Consider the following 24254-nt stretch of genomic DNA (forward strand, 5'->3'; position numbering starts at 1 on the left):
TTTCCTCTTGTTAGATAACGCCGCTCCATGAAAGTGTCACTTGACCAATAAGTGCAGCGAATAAGAATGTTCCCGTAAAGACCGCCAGTGAAACTGGGATGATGCGCCATGAAATAGCTTTAAATTTATCAATATCTTTACCGAGTGAAAGACCGGCAAATGCAAGTACCGTCGTACTAATAACAGCAAGTGATATTTTACCTGTCATTGCGATCATTTCTTTATCGTAAGGGAATAACGGTGAACACAAACCGGCAGCAATTAAAGATACCCAGAAAATTACAGGTAACTTACCTAATGGTGGGATTTGTGCAATTAAGTATGCCACAAATGACATCCCCCCTAATAATGCCATGGCGATAAGTGAGTCACTAAAGACTGTGCCAAAGCTACCGCGGCCATAAATTGAACCGCCGAGTGCATCACCCAGTGAAGTGAAGATGATGACTAACACGATGATTATTGCAATTTCTGCCATCTTTTTCATGATCTTATATCCTTATTCTGTATCTGCTGATGCTGTTGCACGTTTTCTTTTCAACTTGTTGTATAAGAAAGAGGCAAACGGTAAGGAGAAGAAAATATAGATGTACAGACCTAATACTGAAGACATCAAGTTTGCGGAGGATGAAAATGCTTGAATATCCGCAGCGTGTTCAGGATAAAGCTCCAATAATGGTGCGACTGACGCAGCTAGCATCGAGCCACTTCCGACCCCGGCTCCCATTGCTAAAGCGAGAGGGCTCATAATATCGAGTCCAGCGATAACACTGGCGATGATGCCCATCCAAACGGCTCCGTACAATGTTCCGCAAATATACATTGCCATAACACCACGGCCTTCTGGTGAACTTAAACCATATTTGGCTTCAATAATGGCAATATTAGGTTCACGACCGATAGAGTAGGTCGCACCAACAGCTTCACGGCCCATGCCTAACATGATAGCAAGTGGTAAACCAAGTAAAATGGTACCGATAAAGTGACCGATTTCTTGCAATATTAATGCGCCACCGGCTTGAATAATTTTTTCCCAAGATGCACCAACGGAGGTGCTTAATTTTGCAATTAAGATAACTAACGCGACACTCATTATAGAGCTAGCGTGTGCCATGTTTTTTTCGCTGAGAATTTTGAATTTTGGAAAACTGATAATACCACCCATCAACATGGAATAAAGCATTGGAAAAACCATGACTAAACTGATTTTAATTTGCCCTATAGCTTCCGAAAGAAGAATGATAAGTAAGCTAACCAAAAGCAACTTACTATCTTTTAATATACCCATAGTGTTACCTTTCATTGGAAATGTTTTTAAGAGTTATTCGTATATATTTATAATAAAAATGCATCATTTTCGTATTCATACTATCCATGAAACTATTTTCCTGACAATATTCCGAAAGTCTCTTAGCCATGCCGAAAAGGCATGGTTAAAATCAATAAATTAAAATAATTAATAAAAATGGAGTCTTTGAATTGTTTTTCGCATTTCAATATTAAAAATATTTTTATTTTTCAGTGCGATACAAAAATTTATTAAATTTTTAACATATTGTTTCATAAGTGATTTTTATTTTCAGATGCATTAATGCGAAGAGTTATCAAATACCTAATAAATGTGAGGTTGTTCAGGTTTTATGTATTTTTATATGAAAAGGTTTTATTTTTATTGAGTTTGCATAATGGTGAAAATTGAGGAGTTTCTGGGTTTTGTTGTTGTATTTTTGGGTTTTAAGTTCTACTTTAATCTGCTTTAAATTTAATTATTAGTTTAATAAACCAATGCGTTTTTTTGTTTTTCTTTCAAAAAAATTTGATAAATTACAATAATGTTGTATTTGGCAGTGATATTTGACTTGGATCGCAATTCTGAATATTCATTAATTAGAAAGCAATAAATGAGTCGAAATTTTATTTTAGTCTAAATGCTGATATTAATGTTATCCGTAACATATCAACTGCTATTCGTTTATAGCATCTCAAAAAATACAAAGGCACGAATGGCGCGAACAAAAAAGTATTTATTGTTAATTTATGGTGAGTCATCTTTTTATCACAACGGTATTGTAATCGGTAAATCTAAAGTAAGGTGTTTATGGCCATTACCCTAAAAGATATCACCAAAGACAATTGGGTGGATATCATATGTCTCGAAATAACCAAAGAGCAGGAAGACTTTGTCGCTCTTAACTCAGAGTCAATCGCAGCCTCAAAATTTTTTGATTATTATATTAATCGAGGTATCTATGTTGATGATGAGCCTGTTGGCTTTGTTCAATATTATTCAAACCATGAAAATGGTAGGCCTGAAGAGGTGTTTATTGACCAATTGATGATTGATATAAAACATCAAAGAAAAGGTTTTGGTTCTAAGGCTATTCCGCTAGTTCTCGAGGAAATTAAAAATTTAGGCAAATATAAGTCCGTATCAATTTGCTATGTCGAAGGTAATGACATCATGAAACCTTTTTTTGAACAATTTGGCTTTTCTGTTGTTGAGCAAGATGAATTTGATGAAACTATTATGCGGTTATTTTTCTGATACTAAAGTGATAAATATCCACTCCAACTAAAAGTTAGCAGCGGATATTTATAGAGCGGTAAATCGGCAGTATTTATCTAAAATTGCGCATTTAATCCTAAGCGTAGTGTGCGGCCCGGGGCTGGCATCATACTACGTGTCAGTGGGTCGATATAATAACGATCAGTTAAGTTGGTTACTAAGAATTCGACATTAATATTTTTGTCAATTTGGTAACTTGCATAGGCATCCGCTGTAAAGGTGGGTGTCCAGTGCATTGGGCTGTTGTTCGCCATCGAATAACTTCCCGGGAACTGTTGCATCAGTTTGCGTTCATCTTTATTTTGCACACTACTGGTATAACGTAAACGTGTTCCCACTTCGAGATCTTCATCCATAAAGCGCATGCCTAGGTTGGAGTTAATCGCATATTTAGGCTGTAATTGTGTGCGTAAAAAGCCACCGGGGAAACCTGCTGTTGTACATTGGGAGAGATTATAACGGTTAGTTGGGTCTAAATTAGCGGGCGCGGAGTCATCACAAACCTCATTTTTGAGGCGGTAATCAACACCAATATCCATAAATATCCCACCATTATCGTAGCGAGCTAAGGCTTCAATCCCTGCGGTTTTATGTTCTTTTACTTGAACGAAATTAAGACGCCCATCGCGGTCAAATGCATTTTCAATGACCGTATGGTAATAGCCTATTTTAACATCGGCATGGCGTTCTGCTCCGAGTAAACCTTGTAAATTACGTGAATAACCAAATTCAAAGGTTTTTGCACGTTCGGGTTTAAATGCCATTCTCTCTTTACGAGCTTCACTTTCGCCTGCAAATCCAATGCTACTTTCGAAGATACTCGGTAAGCGTACTGTTTCAATGTAACGTGCATAAACACGGTCGTTATCAGACAACCAAATATTGGCACCAAAAGCGGGGGCCCAGCCATGGCTTTTTTGCTTGCCTGAGAATTTCCATTTTTCTTCTTCAGTAAGTTCACGTTTGATGTCATCTGATGGGTGTGAGTAACTTGAACCATACACATAAACTTCTTTACCGGTTACTGGGTCGACTGCGCGAGCTTGAGAGTCAAAAGTTCCGTTATGGAAAGGGTTCGTTTTGGTGGTATAGCGCCCATCATTATCTGATTTCCATTCAGTGCGGAAATTAACGTCTAAAACGCCATTTTCTTCTGGGTGCTGAGAGTTTTTTCTCTTGGTGATGAAAACGGTATAGTTCGTATCATCAAGTCCTATTGTTTTGAGTAAGATTTGTTTGTTTTGATAGGCACCATTGAAGGGTTGGTAACCATTGGCAACAGCCTTATTATATTCTTCTTGAGTTAAAATTCGGTTGTAATTGATCTGTTTAGCAAGTCGTTCATCAGGGTTTTGAAAACCTTTGGTTCGATTGCGCATTTGCTCTTTTAAGTAATCATCCTCTGTCCAGCCATCAATATATTTTGCACCAGCATCCAATTCCAACCAACTCGTTGGACGATAGTTAAAGTTAAAGGCAATACTGGTTTCTTGCCGATGTCCTTTGCGTGGAAGGGCAATAAACGGGCTAGCCGTTTGCGATGGTGGTACGTCGTTAGAGTCTAATTTTTCTTTGAGCATTGAGCCGCGAATGGTTAAATCAAGATCGGGCGTGAGCGCCATGGTATTGCGTAAATTAAATCCAATACGGTCATTTTCAGAATTGGTTGCTGCGGTATTAATTAAAGTTCCATCAATGTTAGGATCTCTTCCATCACCATAACCATATTCAAACCCCCAATCACGTTCTTTAGGCTCTCGTGGGTAACCACCAGAGGTGTTGGTATCTCCTACCGAATGCGTCATCCATACATTTGCATTTAGGTCAATCCATTGATTATCTTCAGGTTTCCATTTGTATTCCGCATTATAGGCATTGACCGTAAAGTGAGCTAATGGCCATTGTGGTAATACTTGTTTTCCTTCCAGCTCAGCAAATCCTAAACGTGAAGGCATAATTTCACCATAGGTACTTTCACTCCGGCGAAAGCCAAGGTGTAATGTTTGGTTTTCAGTGAGATATAAATTGGTTTTGACTAAATAGGATTCCAGCTCATTAGAGGTATTAGTCACTTCTTTTCCGGGGCGAAATACATTCGCGGCAAAAGGTAAATAAGGGTCTGGGCCAAGTTGTTGCTGTACTGTTTGTTGTTCATTTAATTGAACAGATTCTTTATAACGGTGAGCGCCATTTTTCCCCGCAAAGTAGTTACCTTGCCGGCGATAAGCATAGGCGGCCATTAAATCAAATTTTTCTTGTCGGGTCCCAACCGCGATCCTTCCTCCGTTATCTTTAAAATTGAAAAATTGAGCATTTCCACGGGATTTCGGTGTGATGTTAACAACGGGGTCGGAAAGGACAGAGTTCTTATTTTTATAAATCTCAGGGTGATCTCGGTAATCTTCGCCATAACCATAGTGGGGAATACGTTCACGAGTTGAATTACTGCTGGTTTCCAATTTTAAGCTGACACCAAACTTTTCATCCGGTGCAACAACATCATCTATCCCTATGGTTCTGATGGCTATCCCTCCACCCACAGAGGTTTTTATATCGCCAGCGAGAGAACCACTTTTTTCAATCTCAATGCTACTAATGAGGTTTGGGTCCACATAGTTACGGTTATTTGCGCCATTATAACCCCGATAAACGGTGAGTGATTGTTCTGTGCCGTCAACCGTGACAGGAACACGCTCTTGCCCTTGGATCCCTCGAATATTTGGGTCTAACGCACCACTGTTTCTCGCATCACCGCTATAGACACCAACTGCACTATTTAGCACATCTGCAGTACTGGTGCCTTTATAACGTTCAACAAGGTCTTTTCCTAAATAAATTTTAGAACCTTTGGCATCATATTGGTCATCGTAACCTTGTTGATCTCGTTCTTTGATGGTTTTTGCTGAATCTTGAACGGTAATGGTGCCGAGGTGTTCTTCTTTTTCCCCTAAAGCGGTTATTGGAATAAAAAGAGCAGTAATAATTGCAGTAGTAATAGGTGTTAATTTATATTTATACATAGTGTTTTTCTCTGTGCCATAACGCTTAAAAACGGGTTTCTAACCCAATAGAAATTTCGTGCTGGTGGTAGGAGTAAATTCCATCCGCGGAACTGCGATTGTCACGAAAGCGGTAACTGGTATAAGGCGTGAATGTGAGCAATGAATAATTTGGAAAACTGAGTCGCGCAAAATACATGGCTTCTTTATCATGGCGTTTTACATTTAACATTTGGTTGAAGGCCTTGAATTGGCTTTCTCGATAAGTTGCGAGTGCCAGTAAATGAATATCGGGCGTGAGTACGGTATACAAGCCGCCTCGGATACCTAGCTGGTCATAATCATCACTACGAACTTCAGTTGTGAGACGAGTCGCATCAGCCCCTAAAAAGAGGTAAGTATCTGGGGTAATACCATAGATACCCGTTAGATGTAGGCTACTTCGATTGCCATCAGCACTGTCATACGGTTTTTGGTAATGAAGTTGTTGATAGTCAGCGGAGGTACTGAGGATAACCCGAGGTGTAAATTGGTAGTCAGCTTCAATTTTACCGCCCATACCTAAATAGCGGCGCTTTTCATTAACCGTTTTTAATTCAATTAATGGGCCAAAGGCGATAGTCGTATTTGCATCATTAAAACGATATAAAGTTGCTAAAGAAGAAGTGTTTTCACTGAATTCAGCATAGTGAGGATAGCGGTCGCCATAAGATGTTCCCTTGATTTGCAGGGAATGGTTGCTCGATATAGGAATAATTTTACTTAGGCTTGCGTCATAGGTGAGCCCTGGCGATGACTTAGGGTTAGCCATTTTCCAGGTTCCCCCCGGAGTTTCCCAAACTTTATTTTTATCAGGAACTTGATTGATATTACTGTTGTATTTATAGCCAAAAGAGAGGCTTCCTGTCCAAGCAGTACGGTTTTCTATAGCATCAATAAATTGTTGAATGGTTTGCTTTACACTGGCAGGTAATGCGAGTGTTTCATCGTTGATTAAATTTTGGAATAAAGCCAAAGACTCCTTATTTTGATTATCTTCAAAATAAGCTCGTGCAAGTTCCAACTTAATGCGAAGAAACTTTGGTGACAGTGCCAGTATTTGTTGGTAGTGGGCAATTGCTTCAGGGTAATGGTTTTGTGCTTTAGCGGTTTCTGCTTTTGCAAATAAAATAAGCAATGGGTCCGCATCAGTTAGTTGCTGGTAGCGAGGCAATAAGCGTTGTACGTCTTGAAATTGCCGATGGTTGATTGCCAGATAAATTGCCTGTCCTAAGTCTTGAGCGTTATTTTTTAGGGTATAGTTTTCCCCATTTAGTTTTATTGATAGGTCATCAGGGAGTAGCAATTGGTCTTTATTGGGGACAACTGCACTTTTATCACGATAATTTTGTTTATCTTTTTGCCATAACAGTTGTTCTCGGTCAGTATCCAAGCTAGCTGGAAATGCAGAGAACGCAACCATAAGCATCATGATGGCAGGGGGTAATAGCAGATATCGCATAGGATTAGCTTCGGTAATAAAAGGCTGTGGCCAACTACCTGTCACGTTTTATAGTTGGCCACTGAGGTTAATTTACGGATTACTGGGAGATATTCCCACGGCTTCCACCAAAGGCCATGTCTTTGCTGTGGTCGCTAAATTCAGTTACCCCTGCAATATGTTTAGCTTGGTCGCCAAAGAAGTGCCCATTTGTTGAGCCTGATTCACCATTAAGAGTGGCCGCTCCGGCGAAAGTGGCATTGTTATTTATGGTGGCATTAATATTGGTTGCACCAATATTCCCTGCTAAGGATTTAGTTCCAAAGTTGGCTGTCAGAGTACCTGCGGCTAGGGCACCTCCATTATATTGGCTTATTCCTTTAACAGAGTATTCCGCAGTGCCCGCTGTTGGCATATTGGTGGTGACATCTTTACCAGAGTAGTAAGCCGTGTGTGTTGTGTCACTAGCTTGTCCGGTCGATGACCATTCTCCGAAATAGACTTCTGCATCTGCTACTTTTGCAAAGTTAAATACGCCCATTTTGTCATGTGAACCAGAGCTATTAGGCATAGAGATCACATGTGCTTCATTCCCCGGTTGTTTTGGCGCCATTTTTGTTAAGCCAGAAAATGAAATGATTTTTCCACCATAAACAGATTGCACACCAATACCAGGATCACCAGCAGCACCACCATGTCCACCACCGGTTCCTTCTGTCGCTCCAACACGAATGGAAGGTTCATTGGGATCGAAAGGTTGGCTTTGGCCTGAACCGATTGCTGCAGAAGCACCAAAAGTCATTGTGCAGGTTGCGAGTGCTAGAGCGATAATATTTAACTTTTTCATCGAAATACTCCATTTTTATTAAAGATATTAACGATACTATTGATTAAGAAATTATTATTTCGCATATATATGACGAGAGTTATTAAATCAAATAATAATATAAATGCAAATGATAATTCTTCGCATTAACATTAAAATAATTATGGGTATCAATGGGATAGTGGTATTTACTTTATTGTTAGTTGTTGATATTACGATTTATTTTTGTAATTAATTTGTTGGTTTATCAATTTTTATGATAATTATTTTTTAATAAAAAAGTTAAACTAGTCACATTTTAATGTGTTTGATTAAAAGAGTTACATAAAAAACATTAAAGTTAGTGTTGTTTACTGTTTCATCATCGGTGCTAGTCAATGGCGGGCTAAATAAATTAAAATAGTAAATGAAAATAAGGCGCATTATCATTAGTGGTGTGGTAATTTAGCTTTTACCGATCACTATTAGATTAATATTTACTCAAAATGCTAAGGGATAAAGTAATGGCACCATGGTTAATTTTTGGCGCTGGTGGAAAAGGTGTTGGCCATCAGATTGCTCAGTTGGCAATAGCAGAGAAACATCCTGTCATCGCAGTTGTACGTAATAGGCAATCTGCAGCAGCGTTAGAGGCTGTAGGGGTGCAAGTTTTCATCGGCGATGCTTGTGATAGCGAGGTGGTTAAAGCTGCATGCCATGCCGCAGGAACAAATGCCACAGTTATTTCAACCATGGGAGGTACGCAAGATTATTTAGCTCACCGTACGGTGATTGATTGTGCCGAGCAAGCGGGTATATCTCGCATGGTGTTAGTTACGTCATTAGGCTGTGGAGATTCATGGCCTTATTTATCTGCTCGGTCACGCGCTGCGTTTGGTCAGGCAGTGAGAGAAAAATCCCTTGCGGAATCATGGCTACAAACTAGCTCGTTAGATTATGTGATTATTCGCCCTGGTGGGTTATTACATGGTGAACCAACGGGAAAAGCAGTTCTTCAACAAGAGGTTGAAGTTCATGGTTTAGTGATGCGCGCGGATGTTGCTTCACATGTTTACCAGTTGGCTAAGCAAGGGGAATTGAAAAAACAAATTTATAGCGTGGTACAACCCGGTCTGACACCCTCTTAATAAAACCAAGGATTTTTTTGCATAGTGACAACGACATCATAACTATCCTCAATTATTTGTTTATTGCCTTAGACTCGCATAATTTTGAACAAGTTATTCAAGTTTTAGGGGAACAAACAGAAAAGCATAAGGAGACAATCATGAATATTGCGCAACGATTGCAAGATAAAGGACGACAAGAAGGGCTGCAGGAAGGATTTCAAAAAGGCAAAGAAGAGGCAAATATAACAACGGCACGGAATCTTTTGGAACAAGGAGTTAGTATTGAGATTATAATGAAAAGCACTGGGCTGAGCCGTGAAAAACTTATTTCTTTACAGTAACTCAGGTGTTATGACTCAGATTTAAAAGGGATATTATTTATCAATATCCCTTTATTTAATAATAGCTGAATAATATATAATTATTTAAATGGCATCTACTAGGTTTGCTTATCCAGTTGAACTAGCACTAACGACAGTTGACTCAAAGCGGCATAAAAACCAAACTCATCATATCGTTGACAATTTTGGCTAAATACTGGCAGCCATTGCAGTAAAAGTGACAAAGTTTTTAGGCGTAATTGTTTCACTTTTTCTTGGTCCAAATGTGCTTCATTTAATGAAAAATGTAAGTGACTTAATAGCTCCAAAAAAATTGAAATATGGTCAGAAGGCTCGTTAAATGCCTCACTGGTTTCCATTCCTGCCTCGGCTAATAGGTACTTAATCTGTTCATTACCATGTTCATTGTTTGGATAAACTGAGGCGTAAGGTAAGGCTGATTGCTTATCTGACATTAAGAATAAACTACAAAAATCTGCGGCTAATTCGAGCTGAGCATCATTTCGCATCATTAGCGCTTTGATTTTTGTTTTAACCTCTTGAATTAGCGAAGTTAAAACAGGTTCCTGCTCGATAGTCGTAAACCAATCCATCATTTCGCTAGATTGAATCTGTGCTAACGTTGCATTATCTAATTCACGTGAGAACAATTGTGCTAGCCATGCATAAACACATGCTATTTGTTCTGGCGACAAAGTGATTTGTTTTGTCATTTGTTCACCTGTGATGCAGGAACATATTCACATTGAGCAACCATTTCAATTGGCCCATCGAATGCATTGACGTTATCCACTTGTCCTGTGTATTTTTCTATCTCCACTAAGGTGGTATGTGCGCTGGTGGCCTGCGCTAATTGAGAGGTTCCAATATCAAGCGTTAATACGTTTGGGTTTCCGTATTTGCACAGGGAATTGGTTTCTCCACCCTTAGTCGGGTCATACCAAGCTCCTTCATGGATACGAGTAACGCCTTCTGTATATAAGTCAGAAACTACGGCTCCTGCTAACACTTGCCCGCGGTCGTTGAAAACACGAACAATATCACCATTTTGTATGCCTCTAGCTTTCGCATCTTGAGGGCTAATAAAGACCGGCTCTTTGCCACTCACAGAATAATATTGGCGTAATACAGGGGACTCGCACAATTGTGAGTGTAAACGAAAATCGGGATGTGCGGATTGCAAATGTAGTGGCCATTTTTTTGAACCTGGACCACCATGAGAGCGTTCTGCTTTTTCGAACCACATTGGGTGACCTTGGCAATCATCATATTGCATATCAGCAATAGTTTTTGAGTAAATTTCAATTAAACCACTCGGTGTCCCTAAAGGTTCTAAGTCGGGATCTTCCCTAAATGCTTGATGACGAACAAACATTTGTGGATGTTCAAATTCCACATAGCCTTCTTTTTCCCAGAACGTATCGAAGGAGGGTAAATGAATACCACGGCCTTTTCCTTGTTGGCTGCCTTCTTGCCAAATGCGTTTTAGCCAACCCATTTCGTCCAAACCTTCAGTAAAGGCTTCTTCACGACCAAAACGGCGGCATAGGTCGCGTAATATATCGAAGTCATTACGTGACTCAAACTGCGGTTCAACGAGTTGTTTCATCGCAATAATTCCACGATTTGAATGGTTACCGTATTGGTCAAGGTCATTTCGTTCAAATTGTGTGGTTGCCGGTAATACGATATCGGCAAAACGACAGGTGGATGTCCATTGATTATCAATAGAGACAACCGTTTCTAGTTTGCGCCAACCTTCAATAATACGGTTAATTTGTTGGTGGCGGTGGAATGGGTTGGTTCCAGCAAACACACACATTTTTAGTGGAGGTAATTTAACTGCTTTACCGTTCCAGTTGATTGTTTTTCCTGGTTCTAAAATAGCATCAATAAAACGAGCAATAGGAATGGTGCTGCTGTAGCCTTTGTAGTCATTGTTATCATGAATAGGTGGCACTTTGGTTGAGCCGGAAAAACCACTTAAAATAATTCCCTGGCGGCTTGGGGTTCCTGCTCCATTATAGTGCCAACCGAAGCCAAATCCTCCACCCGGTAAGCCAATTTGACCTAACATCGCAGCCAAAACAACAATCATCCACGACCATTGTTCACCATGTTGCATGCGTTGAACGCACCAACCTGCAATGATTTGGGTTCTATCTGCTGCCATTTGGCGGGCTAAGGCTTGGATTGTGCCGGCATCAATACCACAAATTTCAGACGCCCATTGTGCATCTTTGGGTTGTCCATCTGTTTTTCCCATTAAGTAGGGAACAAATTGCTCGAAACCAACACAATATTCTTTTAAGAAGGTTTTATCATGCAAGTTTTCACTGTAAAGCGTGTGGGCGATGGCTAATTGCAGTGGGACATCCGCTTGCGGGTTAATCGCAATATGCTGAACATTAGTACGCCCAAGGTAATCATGAGTAGAGGTGATTATAGGGTCGATACTGATGACTTTTATCTCGCCACTAGCAGCTTTCTCTTTCAGTTGTTCATAATATTCATAAACGTCATGATCAGGACACCACCAGTTAGCTTGTTGGTTTTTAATCAGGTCAGAGCCCCATAATACGATGGTTTTACTATTTTTAAGGACTAGTGGCCAAGAGGTTTGTTGTTCATAAACCTCCATTGACCCGACAACTCGAGGTAAAATCACTTGTGCAGCACCCGTTGAGTAGTCTCCGCCAGTACTGACACTATTACCGTGCAGCGCAATGGCGCGGGCTAACATACCTGATGCATTGTGGAGCATCCCTGTCGATTGCCAGCCATTTGCAGTAAGTAATCCACTTGGTCCATAAGTTGTTTGAATACGTTCTAATTCTTGATAGAACAAATCAAGGGCCTCATCCCAAGAAACACGTACGAAGCGGTTATCACCTCGTTGTGAGGTGTCACTTAAATGGCGTTTACGTAGCCAGTCAACACGCACCATTGGGTAACGGATACGGGCAGTGCCATGCACATGGTCAGGCAATCCTGCAATCATTTTTGATGGAAATTTATCGTGTTCAAAGGGTTTTGCTTCGATAAAACGACCATCAACTACGGTAGCGCGAATTGCGCCCCAGTGTGACCCAGTTAGAATGCCTTCTTGTACCACCGCAGTTTGTTCTCCAGCTGTTGCAGCGTTAGCCTTACGTGGTGTTAATAGGGAAGGGCCTAACATACCCGCAACAGTGAGCCCGCCAAGCTGGAACAAAAAGTGTCGACGAGAAGCTTGAAAAGTTGGATTATTTTTCATTCTGTACTCCGTTATCACCGTGTGAAGATCCTGCGGTATCAGATGCATTCATTTGTAAGTATTTCAATAAGGTACGCTCTTCTCGCTTATCTAAACTGGTAAAGCCAATCATACCGTTTAATGTGCCTATCCAACCGTTAGCATCAAAGTGGGCAATATCTGGCGCACCATGGCATTGATTACAAGAACCGTTATATAAAGAGTCAGCATAAGCCCATATCGGTTTGATATCATTGACCATATCGCCTTGCTGCATCCATGCAGTCGCTTGCAGTTTGCTCCATGACGTATCTGTTGCAGCGACGACGGTGCTTTCTAAATTTTTCACATTTTCTTGAACATCACCACGTATCGAAGCTACGAAAATTCGCTTGCCGGGGAATTCAGATAGAACTCGTTGGCGACCATCGGTTTCTGTCCACCCTGTGATTTCAACTTGTAGCCAATCGCCATCACGTTTTAGGACTTTCACCTCTGAGGCAGGAAGTAACGAGCCAGCGGGGTCTTTATCCCCTTTATTGGCATAAAGAGGTTTAATATCAAGTGAATAAAGAATGTCAGCATCACTATTTGCTTTCGCCCTTAACTCATCAAATTGCTTACGAAAGCCACTGCTCATATCGGGTAATTGGTGGGCAATCCCTTTATGGCAGTCAATACATGACTGATTTTCTTTCGCAGCGATTTGCATTTGGCGAGCTGCTTCTGGATTTTGTTTAGCGTGATCCATTGAGTCATAATCATGGCAAGAGCGGCAAGTAGCAGAATTATTTTCTTTCATGCGAGCCCACTCGCGTTCCGCAAGTTCGGCACGTTTGGCTTCAAATTTTTCTGGGGTATCTATCGAGTGAGCAATAAATGTTTGATAAATATCATTGCTTGCTTCGAGTTTCCGTTTAATCATGCCTGGAAGGTCGGAGGGAATATGGCAGTCATGGCATTCTGCGCGTACGCCAGATGCATTTTGGAAATGTACAGATTGCTTATATTCTTCGTAAACGGGTTCCATGCTATGGCAACTGACACAAAACTCGGTGGTGCTAGTCACTTTCATCCCAACATGGGGAACAACGATTAACGCAACACCCACTGCAATCCCGACAACGATTAACGTTAGCATTGACCAACGAGCACTTGGTTTTCGCAACGCTCTCCAGAGTTTCCGCATAATAGCCCCTGTAATTATATGGTTTAATACAGGCGATCTTATTGAGTTAATATGAATAGCGGTACTAGTCAGAATGAACAGCTTACGGCAAGATATGAGCAAATATGAACAGATATGAACAGAAGAGAGTATATCAATGACATCACATCATATTGTGGTTGTTGAAGATGAACCCGTTACTCAGGCTCGCTTACAGGCTTACTTTGAGCAAGAAGGGTATCGTGTTTCTGTAACGGGGAATGGCGCGGGGCTACGCGAAATTATGGACCAGCAAGCCGTTGACTTGATTCTGTTGGATATTAATTTACCAGATGAAAACGGGTTAATGTTAACAAGGGCACTACGTGAGCGTTTCACGGTAGGAATTATTTTAGTCACAGGCCGCTGTGACCAAATTGACCGTATTGTGGGTTTAGAAATGGGAGCCGATGACTATGTTACTAAGCCCCTGGAACTCAGGGAGTTAGTCGTTCGCGTTAAAAATTTACTCTGGCGAATTGACCTTGCTAAGCCTTCGCAAGCCCAAGTTGTTTCTCAAGATAATTGTTATCAGTTTGCTGGCTATTGCTTAAATGTTTCGATGCATACACTCGAATTTGAGCATCAGGCTATCAAACTCACACGGGCTGAATATGAAATGTTAGTGGCTTTTGTGACGAACCCACGGGAGATTTTAAGCCGAGAACGTCTTTTACGTATGTTATCTGCCCGACGAGTTGATAACCCTGATTTACGTACCATAGATGTACTTATTCGCCGTTTACGCCATAAAATTAAAGCGGATTTATTAGTGACTCAGCATGGTGAAGGCTATTTTTTAGCCGCCGATGTATATTGATATACGGGCCTAAAGCCTCCTGGAGATAATGAGTTGCGTAAGTGTTCACTATCTGCGTTTTGTTGGGTAAGCACTAAAATCGGCGGGCTTATATTGTTTGGAACCGGCTGCTTTTGTAGTACTTTGATGGCTTGTTCAATCACTAGCTCACCTTGCCAAACCATTTGGTCGCTGGCTGCCATAATAATTCGGCCTCTTTTTAACCCGCGGTAGACTTGGTGAGAAAGGTAAAAAGAAACAATATTCAATGGTTTCGTTAAGTTACGGCCTTCACCCATTGCGGCCTCAGCGGCAATAGCTGTGCCAACGACGACATCGGTATCAGGGTTACGCTCTAACATTTCATGTAATAGATTGCGTTGAACCTCAAGGTCGTTATCCCCTTGCGTAACATCCACAATTTGTACTTGGCTACCTGCAATAGCTTCTCGGAATCCTTGCTCCATTTCATGGCTGCCTCCGGCATTTAATGGGCCAGGCATAAGTAAAACTTTCAATGGCTTACCTTGACTCCATTGGACTAAATAGCGCCCCGGTTGATAACCCATTTGAAACCAAGGTACACCAACGCGGGTTTTAATTGTTTTATCGTGTGTAGCATTGATGACTTCAATGACAGGCGTATTTTCTACCAGTTGGCTAAGGTTTGGAAAAGTTGTGGTGCTACTGCCTAGTAAGATGGCATCTGCTCCCCATTGTTGGCACTGTGTAATTTGCTTTTGTTGGGTTGCTAGTTGGTTATATCCACCGGCTTCTAATACGTTTAGGTCAATGCCATAGTGTTTTGCCGCTTTTTGCATTCCATAATTAATTGATAACCAATAAGAATCTTTTAGGCTAGGATAAAGCGCACACAACTTCCATGTTTTTGTGGCGGTAACGGGATCATGCGGTTGCTGATCAAAATGCAGTGTGTCACGCCACTGAATTAGTGAGCTATCGTGCGCCGTTGCTAGGCTCAACAACGAGTGAAATGTGAACAGTAGTAAAATCAATACACGCATGATAGCCTCACAAACCAGAAACCTTTATCCTAAATGCATTCTTGCTGCTAACTCAACTATTTTAATTTTTAGGCTAACCAAACCGTGAATTTATCACTAACTAGACGACTATGGATGGGCTTTGCGTTGATGGCTGCATTGACCTTTATTAGCACCCTTGTGGGGTGGTACAACTTACGTTTTGTTAGCCAAGTTGAACAGGCCAACACCGAGGCTCTGATCCCAACCATGAATATGGCAAGGCAACTGAGTGAAGCGAGCGCTTGGGAGCTATTTTCTGCACAAAATCTCACAAATGCAGATAGCGAAAGTATTTGGTTAGCACAAGGACGAATGTTAACGGCACAAAGCCTTAAAATCACTAATTTACTGAAAATATTAAGAGAGCAAGGCTTTAATACACAAAATATTGAACAACAAGAAAAAGAAATTGCTCAGTCATTAAGCCAACAGGGTGAATTAGTTGGGCAGCGGTTAAAACTGCGCGCAGAGCAGCAACAATTAAGGCAGCAGATAATTACAGCGGCGGGAGATATCGCCCAAAAGGCACATGGTCAGGCAAACAATGCCGCCACCTCAGCGGGAGCAACTCAAGTCAGTATTTACGACCTTATTGAAAGGAAACAAGGGGAACAAGCAAAACAAGCCCTTGATCAACTAATTGATATTGACCTTGAATATGCCAGCCAAATGAATGAGCTTCGATTAAGCGCGATGCGTGTACAGCAAATGGTACTTAATTTAGGTTCAAACCAGCCCCACCGCAATATGGCAGAATTAGAAAAACAGTTGAATTCTGCAGTTAAAATCTTACAACGTCGGCAAAAATATATTGAAGACCCTGCAGTGCGAGGCCAAGTAGAAAACGCGTTAAATAGCGTGAAGCGCTATACCGAGTTAATCGCGTTGTACCGGCAAGATAACGACATCACAACACGTTTACAGATTTTATCACAAAATAATATTGACCAATTTGCACGTTTTAGTAGTGAAGTAGCGCAATTAGTTGACATCATTGAGCTTCGTAACCAAACCGCATTGGGACAACTTAAACAAGCCAGTGAACGAGGGCAGAATTGGTTGTTAGCATTGAGTATTGTCTCATTACTCTCACTTATCTTGATCCTTTGGCGAGTGGTTTATCGTTTAGTGACAAAGCCGCTGGCACAGCAAACCCAAGCCCTTCAACGCTTATTAGAGGGCGATATTGACTCTGCATTTCCTGAAACTGCAGGGGTAAAAGAGCTTGATACGATTGGCCGTTTAATGGATGCATTTCGTGAAAGTGTTCATGCCTTGAATAATCAGCGTGAACAGCTAGCAGACGAAGTCAAAGCGAGGACGGCAGAATTGCGCGTGATGGTTGTTGAGCACCGCAAAGCTCGTTCTGAAGCAGAACAAGCCAATCAGGCTAAATCGGCATTTTTAGCGGCAATGAGCCATGAAATTCGCACTCCTCTTTATGGGATTTTGGGGACAGCGCAGCTGTTATTAGAAAATAAAGCACTTAACCAATATCATGATGATTTATATGCGATTACTGACTCAGGTGAATCTTTATTAGCAATTTTGAATGACATTTTGGACTACTCCGCAATTGAAGCAGGGGGACAAAATGTTTCCATCAATGATGAGCCTTTTGAGCCCAAGCCGTTATTAGAAAGTACTTTGTATTTAATGAATGCCAGTAATAAAAATAGTGCTATTCAGTTAGTTGCAGATATTGCGGATGATTTGCCGATTGCTTTACAAGGGGACCCGCTACGGATCCGACAAATTATCACGAATTTACTCAGTAATGCATTGCGCTTTACTCAAAAGGGGCAAATCACTTTGCGTAGTTGCCGTTATGGTAAATATTGGTTTATTGAAGTGGAAGACACAGGGTGTGGCATTGATAGCTCGCGATTTACTGATATTTTTAAGCCATTTGTGCAAGTAGATAGCCAGCGGGGTGGTACAGGACTTGGGCTGACAATTAGTGCAAGTCTAGCGCAAGCGATGGGAGGTGAATTGACGGTTAGTAGCCAGTTGGGGAGCGGGAGCTGCTTTCGTTTAACATTGCCGCTATGTATCACCTCTCATCCAGTGGGTAAATCGGCTGAGCTGCCATTAGACATGCGAGGTGTGAATTTATTACTCATAGAAGACAACCCATTGACTCAAAAAATCAGTGGAGAAATGTTAACCCGCAGTGGGGCTCAGGTAACCATTGTTGGCTCTGCTGCTGAGGCTTTGGCGACTCTACAAGCTGGTCAACAATTTACGGCGGCATTGGTGGATTTTGGCTTACCTGACATCGATGGTATCACCTTGGCTAAACAAATAGCGAAAACTTACCCTACATTGATTTTGATTGGTTTTAGTGCTCATGTGATTGATGAAACATTGCGCCAACGAACCAGCCAAGTTTTTCGCGGTATCATTCAAAAACCGGTACCAAGAGATATGTTAAATCAATTAATTGTTAAATATATTTCAGGTGGTGAATATACATTGTCTGATTCTGGTGTTCAGGGAGAAGTTATAAATTTACAACAACTTGCCAGTGATGCCGAATTAATGGGATTCCAGAAAATTCGCGAATGGGTGAGTATTTTTAAACAACATTCCTTGCCTTTGCTCGATCAAATTGACATTGCACGAGCAGAAAGTAACGCAGAACAAATAAAGCGCCTTGCTCACCAGTTAAAAAGCAGTTGTGCCAGTTTGGGAATGCAAAATGCAGTACAAAGCTGCGTATTATTAGAACAGCAGCCAATGGCGGATACCCAATTGAAGGATGATATCCAGCAAGGCTTACGGGCTATTGATCAATGGTTGAATAAAATACATTGACTCTTTAACTAGCCCGTAAGGTTAACAAAGATATATATTCAGGACAAAAGCTTAGCGAGCAACCCGTAGGCCCCCGGTCACACCTTGTGGGCTCCAAAGTATTTGCCATAATTGAATATCTCTCGCTCTAAATGCACCTGCACAAGCATTTAAATAATAAGAAAACATGCGTTTGAAGCGAGGCGTATAATTATCTTCGAGCTCTGGCCAAGCCGCTTGAAAACGGGAATACCACGCCATAAGTGTATGGTCATAATCTGCACCAAAATTATGCCAATCCTCCATGACCAGTTTGCCTTCGCTGGTTTCGCCAATATTTTGTACAGACGGTAGGCAGCCGTTTGGGAAAATATACTTGTTAGTCCATGGGTCGACATTGACTTTATTTTGATTAGAGCCAATGGTGTGAAGTAAAAACAAACCATTAGTTTTTAAATTGCGTTGAATAACATCAAAGTAAGTCGCATAGTTTTTAGGCCCGACATGCTCAAACATGCCTACAGAGACAATACGGTCAAATTGGTCGTTGAGATTCCGATAATCGTCTAATTTAATATCGACATCTAAGCCTGCACAGCGAGCTTGAGCATATTTTTGTTGCTCAGCGGAAATAGTGACACCCGTGACAGAAACTCCATAATTTTTTGCTGCATAGGCAGCTAGCCCGCCCCATCCACAGCCGATATCCAGTAATCGCATACCTGGTTTTAATTGCAGTTTTTCGCAGATTAAATTTAATTTTTGTTCTTGAGCAAGAGGGAGGTTTTCAGGAACCGTTTCTAAACCTTTCCAGTAGCCGCAAGAATATTGCATATAAGGGTCGAGCATCAGGGAAAATAAGTCATTCCCGAGGTCGTAATGTTCTTCTCCAACAATGCGAGCACGTTTTAGGGTTTGTAAATTGCGAACGCGTGCGACAGCAATTTTCAATGTATCACTGAAATTATGAGGTATTTTTTTATCGAGCTCATGGCGTAATACATGTTGGAAAAATATGTCTAAACGTTCGCAATCCCACCAACCATCCATATAGCTTTCACCTAATCCTAATGAGCCTTGTTGTAGTACTCGTTTAAAAAATTGGTGGTTGTGAACTTGAATATCGAAAGGGCGGGAGCCATTAATTTTAATACCAGCTTCACTTAATAATTCAGCAGCAATGCGTTGCCAAGAATCGATAGTATTTTTTTGGTTAACGACTTGTTCAGTACTCATCTGATCTCCAATTTTTTTCAAAGTGGGATTCAGAGAACTTTATTTGTGACGTATTCGCGGTACAGCAAAACAGGAATATTGGCCACCGCTGCATGACAGTCAGTGTATTAGCGTTATTGTTGCTATAAATAAAGCTCAAATCCAGTTTCAGATAACTCTCTAAAAAATATAAAACGTTCGCATTGAATTTCAATAGAAATTGCGTTTAATACTTAGAAATGGCACTTATAACCAAAAAAGGAGTTCTTATAAGACGTTTATTTGCTCACCAAAGCTTTTAAGCTCTGCAATAAGTATTGGATTAAGTCTAGTATATAGGAATGAATTTTGTGTAAGAAATACGTTATTAGTTGCTTTTTATCCGATTAAGATTAGTTCTTCGGGCTGATTTTATTTTAATTAATGATGAGCTATAAGACAAATGGCTCACCTACTGTTGTAGAGAGCCATTTTGGAATAAAAAATTAATGGTTAGATTTTTGGAGTATATCCATAACGGATTATTTCCGTTTGTTCTAAATGAATCTGGGTTACCGCAGGTTGGGTATTGGCAATCACCTGACCATCACGAACCGAATAACGTACAGGAACTTGACGGCGCACGGCATCGAAGCCATTTTCTGCTGGTAAAATCAATAAACTAGCTCGCTTCCCTTCACTCACACCATAATCTTGCAAGTTCAACGTACGTGCGCTGTACTCACTAATCAGTTTCAGCCCATCATTGATTTGCTGGTAACCCATTAATTGGCAAACATGTAACCCCATATGCAGGACTTGCAGCATATTAGCTGTACCAAGTGGGTACCAAGGGTCAAAAACATCATCGTGGCCGAAGCAGACATTAATATCTGCGGCTAGCATCTCTTTCACTCGCGTAATCCCACGGCGTTTTGGATAAGTATCAAAGCGGCCTTGTAAGTGAATATTCACTAGCGGGTTAGCCACAAAGTTAATCCCAGACATTTTTAGCAGACGAAATAAACGGGAAGTATAAGCGCCATTGTATGAATGCATCGCAGTAGTATGGCTTGCCGTGACGCGAGAACCCATCCCCTGTGCATGTGCTAGCGCTGCGACAGTTTCCACAAAACGGGATTGCTCATCATCGATTTCATCACAGTGGACATCAATCAAACGGTCATATTTTTGTGCTAAAGCGAACGTTTTATGGAGTGATTCTACACCATACTCACGAGTAAATTCGAAATGTGGAATAGCACCAACGACGTCGGCTCCAAGGCGTAGTGCTTCTTCTAACAAGGCTTCGCCATTTGGATAAGACAAAATACCTTCTTGTGGAAAAGCAACAATTTGCACATCAACCCAAGGCGCGATTTCTTGTTTTACTTCTAACATCGCTTTCAGTGCGGTTAATGTTGGGTCTGACACATCCACATGGGTGCGAACATGTTGAATACCATTGGCAATTTGCCATTTAAGGGTTTGCCACGCGCGGTTTTTAACATCCTCGTGGGTAAGCATCGCTTTGCGCTCCGCCCAACGTTCAATGCCTTCAAAGAGTGTTCCAGACTGGTTCCAGCTTGGTTGCCCAGCGGTTTGAGTAGTATCCAAGTGAATGTGTGGCTCAACGAAGGGCGCGGTCACCAAACCACCTTCACCGTCTAAGCTGTTTGGCAATATTTCGCCTTCATGTTGTGGAAGGATAGCTTGAATTTTTTGGTTTTCGATATCAATACGCCACAGCCCATCACGCTCGGGTAAACGGATATTATGGATATGTTTGATAGTATGATTAAGCACGGGTCATCTCCGAATCAGTAGTATGGCGGCGATTTAATAATGGGTTAAGGATAGCGTAACATAATGCACCACCCAGCACGGCATTGACAGGGACAATACCGGGTAACCAGTTACCTGCGATAACCCCAGCGGCAACAGCGATTAATGCACTGATGTTGACATCACGCATTTTACTGCGGTCAAAGGTTTCATAGCGGTGACGGTACATGAGGTAGTCTGCGATGATAATTCCACCAATAGGAGGAATAGCCGCTGATAAGAAAGTTAGCCAGCCGACAAAATTATTATATAGCCACAGTGCGCATAGCGTTCCTACCAGTCCATTGACAATGGATAAGGTTTTGCTGGATAAGCCGGTGATATTGGCAAACCCCAAGCCTGACGCGTATAGGGCGTTATCATTAGTTGTCCAAATATTTAGACCTAAAACGATAATTGCGGGTAATAGTAAACCTTGAGCAATCATCACATCAGAGATATCTGCCATACCTAATGATGCAGCGCCAGCGGCGCCAAAGATAAACATCAATGAGTTACCAAGGAAAAAGGCAATAATAGCGACAAGTACTGCAATTTTAGGTCTTCGCCCGAAACGCACAAAATCGGCCGTTAATGTTCCTGCACTCACAAAAGAGCCTACCACCATGGCTAAAGCAAGGTTAAAATCGATGGGTTTTGCGGGTACGACAGCCTGCAATGCACTCATTCCACCCATATCAGTGATAGCAAGGTAAACGGAGTAACTACCGAGTATCGCAATGGCAGGAACAGCAACGATTGACAGAACTGTAAGAGCAGAAATACCAAAAAACACAGTAACGGTCATTAAGACCCCGGAAATACCAATTAACCAGTTGATATCCCAGCCTGTTGCTTTACCAACAGGAATGGCAAACATCGCAACACCGACACCAAACCAGCCAACTTGTGTGCCGCCTAATAGGAAAGAGGGGAGCCATGAGCCTTTAATACCAAAAGAATAACGAGCAAGAAGGTGAGTGGTTAAGCCTGTTTTAGAACCAATAAAACCAAGAAATGCGGTGTAGATACCAAGAAGAAGATTACCGATAAGAACTGCGAGGAAGAAATCATGAAAATCAAGACCGGTACCGAGAGCGCCTCCGGTCCACATACTGGCGGAAAAGAACGTTAAACCTAGCATCACAAAGGTTAATGCTAGTCCGCCTTTCCGCGCTGATATGGGCACGGGGCCATGGCTATAATTTTTATCGTCAGGCACGATTGTCTCCAGTTATTTTTTTCAGGCCAAAAAAATCCGACGCATTTTATAGCCATCAAAACAAAAAGCAAACGTTTTCGTCAATGATTTAAAATAATTAATGTATTCAAGAATAATTTTATTTATGGAATTAAAAGTAGAAATAATAGATAACTTAGGGTTTAAATTGCCTTATTTTTCAGTAATTCAATGCATTCTTGAGCACCACGTTTAAGCACATGACCTTGCAAACATACCGCGTGAATAGGCAGTTTGAAGCCATTTGGGGTATTTTTAAACTCAAGGGGTTTTAGTGAGCCATCGTTCAATTTATCTTTAATTAGTGACAAAGGGAAATTTCCCCATCCCATACCACTCTCGACTAAACCGAGAGCCAAAGAAAAACTGTCTGTTTTCCAATAATTACTGGAAACTAGAATGCGTATATCACTCAATTCACGTTGGCGGCTCGCAATAATAATTTGCCGGCTTTCAACAAGGTCTTCGATATAGAGCGATGTTTTATTTTGTAAAGAGGGATGTTTAGCCGAAATGGTGGCAATAATTGATTCTTCGCCAATATAATGAAATTGCTCTTGAGAATTAACATTTAAACCGCCAAAGACAATCGCAAGGTGAATTTGTTGTTCATGTAATAACGGTAGAAGATCATCTTGAGGTGCGGTAATCAGTTCAATATGCAGTAAAGGATAACGCTGGCTTAAAATATGAAGAGCATCAAAGAGTAAATTGGCATTGATACCTGCTGCAATACCAATGGTCAATTTACTTTCGACACCTTGGGTCAACTCTAAAGAAAAAGTATTGAGTTGTGATAAATTAGCCACAATATGCCGTGCATAGGGCGCTAATGAAAGTGCCTTTTCAGTGGGCTTAGGCTCCCGAGTGTGTCTATCAAATAGTTCAAATCCAAGTTCAGCTTCTAGATTCGCCACGGCCATACTGACCGCGGATGGCACGCGTTTCAATGCTCTAGCCGCCGCAGAAAATGAGCCTTTATCTAACACGGTGAGAAAAATCGTTAGGTTGTCACTATTAAATGGCATTATTCACCTTTCAATAAAACTGATAGAAGCTGACTTTTATTATCATTGAATTATATTTATTTTACCACCTTGTTGATAATGATATTTTTGGAGGTGGGAAAATGCAGGGGATTAAACGTAAAATTGTTTTTGTCACAGCTTATGAGGTTATTGGTTGGTTAATTTCAGCGTTGGCATTGGCTTTTCTTTCTGGTAATTCAGCGGAAACAACAGGCCCATTAGCTTTAGTCATAACGACTATTGCAGTGAGCTGGAACTTTATTTTCAATACCGCATTTGAATATTGGGAATCAAAACAAAAATCACGCATTAGAACCTTTAGGCGCCGGTTTGTACACGCCATATTATTTCAATTAACGTTGGTGATTTTTTTAATTCCTTTAATTGCATGGTGGTTATCAATTAGTCTTTTACAGGCGTTAATACTCGACTTCGCCTTAATTATTTTTATCCCAATTTATACTTTCTTTTTTAATTGGGCATTTGATAAGATTTTTGGATTACCTAAATCTGCCTTACCGCAAGAGAATAACGCCACATCATAGAAAAGTAAGAAAATTATCG

19 protein-coding genes are annotated in these 24254 nt (G+C 41.0%); 6 read left to right on the top strand and 13 right to left on the bottom strand.

Annotation, left to right across the window (positions count from 1 at the left end; genetic code table 11):
- Positions 1-10: 10 nt before the first annotated feature.
- Positions 11-487, bottom strand: a complete 477-nt coding sequence (locus tag M1F17_RS05965) for a hypothetical protein (RefSeq protein WP_094961301.1) — start codon at positions 485-487, stop codon at positions 11-13.
- Positions 488-499: 12 nt separating this feature from the next.
- Positions 500-1288: a DUF3100 domain-containing protein gene (locus tag M1F17_RS05970; RefSeq protein WP_036958500.1), complete on the bottom strand. Its 789-nt coding sequence runs from the start codon at positions 1286-1288 to the stop codon at positions 500-502.
- An 810-nt stretch (positions 1289-2098) separates the two neighbouring features.
- Here M1F17_RS05970 and M1F17_RS05975 point away from each other — a divergent pair.
- On the top strand, positions 2099-2545 hold the full coding sequence (locus tag M1F17_RS05975) for a GNAT family N-acetyltransferase (RefSeq protein WP_094961302.1): 447 nt from the start codon (positions 2099-2101) through the stop codon (positions 2543-2545).
- A gap of 77 nt (positions 2546-2622) precedes the next feature.
- Here the strand turns inward: M1F17_RS05975 and M1F17_RS05980 are convergent, their stop codons facing one another.
- The 3 genes from M1F17_RS05980 to M1F17_RS05990 all read right to left on the bottom strand — a co-directional run bounded on the left by M1F17_RS05980 (position 2623) and on the right by M1F17_RS05990 (position 7892).
- Complete coding sequence (locus M1F17_RS05980; RefSeq protein ID WP_094961303.1) at positions 2623-5586, bottom strand: TonB-dependent receptor plug domain-containing protein; 2964 nt, start codon at positions 5584-5586, stop codon at positions 2623-2625.
- Between the two features lie 25 nt (positions 5587-5611).
- A complete protein-coding gene (locus M1F17_RS05985; protein WP_318837304.1) occupies positions 5612-7066 on the bottom strand; it encodes a porin family protein in 1455 nt (484 codons plus the stop codon).
- A 79-nt stretch (positions 7067-7145) separates the two neighbouring features.
- Positions 7146-7892, bottom strand: a complete 747-nt coding sequence (locus tag M1F17_RS05990; protein WP_094961304.1) for a Slam-dependent surface lipoprotein — start codon at positions 7890-7892, stop codon at positions 7146-7148.
- Positions 7893-8374: 482 nt separating this feature from the next.
- Here M1F17_RS05990 and M1F17_RS05995 point away from each other — a divergent pair, with 482 nt between their 5' ends.
- Both M1F17_RS05995 and M1F17_RS06000 read left to right on the top strand, forming a co-directional pair.
- Positions 8375-8998, top strand: a complete 624-nt coding sequence (locus M1F17_RS05995; RefSeq protein ID WP_036958498.1) for an SDR family oxidoreductase — start codon at positions 8375-8377, stop codon at positions 8996-8998.
- Positions 8999-9138: 140 nt separating this feature from the next.
- Positions 9139-9321 (top strand): hypothetical protein, encoded by a 183-nt coding sequence (locus M1F17_RS06000; protein WP_226617031.1) that lies wholly within the window; start codon positions 9139-9141, stop codon positions 9319-9321.
- A 98-nt stretch (positions 9322-9419) separates the two neighbouring features.
- On the opposite strand, the gene torD is transcribed toward M1F17_RS06000, so the two are convergent.
- Genes torD through torC form a run of 3 tightly spaced genes read right to left on the bottom strand, consistent with a single transcriptional unit; the run spans position 9420 to position 13745 of the window.
- Positions 9420-10034 carry a molecular chaperone TorD gene (gene torD, locus M1F17_RS06005; protein WP_164455239.1) on the bottom strand — a complete coding sequence of 205 codons (615 nt, stop codon included), beginning with the start codon at positions 10032-10034 and terminating at the stop codon, positions 9420-9422.
- On the bottom strand, positions 10031-12577 hold the full coding sequence (gene torA / locus M1F17_RS06010; RefSeq protein WP_318837305.1) for a trimethylamine-N-oxide reductase TorA: 2547 nt from the start codon (positions 12575-12577) through the stop codon (positions 10031-10033). The genes torD and torA overlap by 4 nt, the downstream gene beginning before the upstream one ends.
- Complete coding sequence (gene torC, locus M1F17_RS06015) at positions 12567-13745, bottom strand: pentaheme c-type cytochrome TorC (RefSeq protein ID WP_102140009.1); 1179 nt, start codon at positions 13743-13745, stop codon at positions 12567-12569. The genes torA and torC overlap by 11 nt, the downstream gene beginning before the upstream one ends.
- Positions 13746-13881: 136 nt before the next feature.
- Here torC and torR point away from each other — a divergent pair, with 136 nt between their 5' ends.
- Positions 13882-14583, top strand: coding sequence for a two-component system response regulator TorR (gene torR / locus M1F17_RS06020; protein ID WP_004262356.1), 702 nt, complete (start codon positions 13882-13884; stop codon positions 14581-14583).
- Here the strand turns inward: torR and torT are convergent.
- A complete protein-coding gene (torT, locus tag M1F17_RS06025; RefSeq protein ID WP_318837306.1) occupies positions 14556-15587 on the bottom strand; it encodes a TMAO reductase system periplasmic protein TorT in 1032 nt (343 codons plus the stop codon). The two genes, torR and torT, sit on opposite strands and share 28 nt — an antisense overlap.
- Positions 15588-15671: 84 nt before the next feature.
- Here torT and torS point away from each other — a divergent pair, with 84 nt between their 5' ends.
- Positions 15672-18425, top strand: coding sequence for a TMAO reductase system sensor histidine kinase/response regulator TorS (gene torS / locus M1F17_RS06030; RefSeq protein WP_272674069.1), 2754 nt, complete (start codon positions 15672-15674; stop codon positions 18423-18425).
- A 51-nt stretch (positions 18426-18476) separates the two neighbouring features.
- Here the strand turns inward: torS and cfa are convergent, their stop codons facing one another.
- From cfa to M1F17_RS06050, 4 genes are all read right to left on the bottom strand, one after another.
- Positions 18477-19640, bottom strand: a complete 1164-nt coding sequence (gene cfa / locus M1F17_RS06035) for a cyclopropane fatty acyl phospholipid synthase (RefSeq protein ID WP_318837307.1) — start codon at positions 19638-19640, stop codon at positions 18477-18479.
- A 471-nt stretch (positions 19641-20111) separates the two neighbouring features.
- The gene (locus tag M1F17_RS06040) at positions 20112-21404 is read right to left on the bottom strand and encodes a cytosine deaminase (RefSeq protein ID WP_144140653.1); all 1293 of its coding nucleotides are present in this window, start codon (positions 21402-21404) and stop codon (positions 20112-20114) included.
- Positions 21397-22644 carry a cytosine permease gene (gene codB / locus M1F17_RS06045; protein ID WP_004262339.1) on the bottom strand — a complete coding sequence of 416 codons (1248 nt, stop codon included), beginning with the start codon at positions 22642-22644 and terminating at the stop codon, positions 21397-21399. The genes M1F17_RS06040 and codB overlap by 8 nt, the downstream gene beginning before the upstream one ends.
- Before the next feature lie 161 nt (positions 22645-22805).
- The gene (locus M1F17_RS06050; protein WP_112307331.1) at positions 22806-23690 is read right to left on the bottom strand and encodes a LysR family transcriptional regulator; all 885 of its coding nucleotides are present in this window, start codon (positions 23688-23690) and stop codon (positions 22806-22808) included.
- Between the two features lie 101 nt (positions 23691-23791).
- On the opposite strand from M1F17_RS06050, the gene M1F17_RS06055 reads away from it, so the two are divergent.
- Positions 23792-24235: a PACE efflux transporter gene (locus M1F17_RS06055; RefSeq protein WP_004262335.1), complete on the top strand. Its 444-nt coding sequence runs from the start codon at positions 23792-23794 to the stop codon at positions 24233-24235.
- Positions 24236-24254 lie beyond the last annotated feature (19 nt).

Source organism: Providencia sp. PROV073 (genome assembly GCF_033688125.1).
Classification (GTDB): Bacteria; Pseudomonadota; Gammaproteobacteria; order Enterobacterales; family Enterobacteriaceae; genus Providencia; species Providencia hangzhouensis.

Coding starts and splice junctions, on each gene's coding strand:
- M1F17_RS05985 (WP_318837304.1), bottom strand. CDS start 7,066: ATGCGATATCTGCTATTACCCCCTGCCATCATGATGCTTATGGTTGCG.
- M1F17_RS05970 (WP_036958500.1), bottom strand. CDS start 1,288: ATGGGTATATTAAAAGATAGTAAGTTGCTTTTGGTTAGCTTACTTATC.
- M1F17_RS05990 (WP_094961304.1), bottom strand. CDS start 7,892: ATGAAAAAGTTAAATATTATCGCTCTAGCACTCGCAACCTGCACAATG.
- M1F17_RS06050 (WP_112307331.1), bottom strand. CDS start 23,690: ATGCCATTTAATAGTGACAACCTAACGATTTTTCTCACCGTGTTAGAT.
- torA (WP_318837305.1), bottom strand. CDS start 12,577: ATGAAAAATAATCCAACTTTTCAAGCTTCTCGTCGACACTTTTTGTTC.
- M1F17_RS05975 (WP_094961302.1), top strand. CDS start 2,099: ATGGCCATTACCCTAAAAGATATCACCAAAGACAATTGGGTGGATATC.
- M1F17_RS05980 (WP_094961303.1), bottom strand. CDS start 5,586: ATGTATAAATATAAATTAACACCTATTACTACTGCAATTATTACTGCT.
- M1F17_RS05965 (WP_094961301.1), bottom strand. CDS start 487: ATGAAAAAGATGGCAGAAATTGCAATAATCATCGTGTTAGTCATCATC.
- M1F17_RS06000 (WP_226617031.1), top strand. CDS start 9,139: ATGAATATTGCGCAACGATTGCAAGATAAAGGACGACAAGAAGGGCTG.
- torD (WP_164455239.1), bottom strand. CDS start 10,034: ATGACAAAACAAATCACTTTGTCGCCAGAACAAATAGCATGTGTTTAT.
- M1F17_RS05995 (WP_036958498.1), top strand. CDS start 8,375: ATGGCACCATGGTTAATTTTTGGCGCTGGTGGAAAAGGTGTTGGCCAT.
- M1F17_RS06055 (WP_004262335.1), top strand. CDS start 23,792: ATGCAGGGGATTAAACGTAAAATTGTTTTTGTCACAGCTTATGAGGTT.
- torC (WP_102140009.1), bottom strand. CDS start 13,745: ATGCGGAAACTCTGGAGAGCGTTGCGAAAACCAAGTGCTCGTTGGTCA.
- torR (WP_004262356.1), top strand. CDS start 13,882: ATGACATCACATCATATTGTGGTTGTTGAAGATGAACCCGTTACTCAG.
- torT (WP_318837306.1), bottom strand. CDS start 15,587: ATGCGTGTATTGATTTTACTACTGTTCACATTTCACTCGTTGTTGAGC.
- cfa (WP_318837307.1), bottom strand. CDS start 19,640: ATGAGTACTGAACAAGTCGTTAACCAAAAAAATACTATCGATTCTTGG.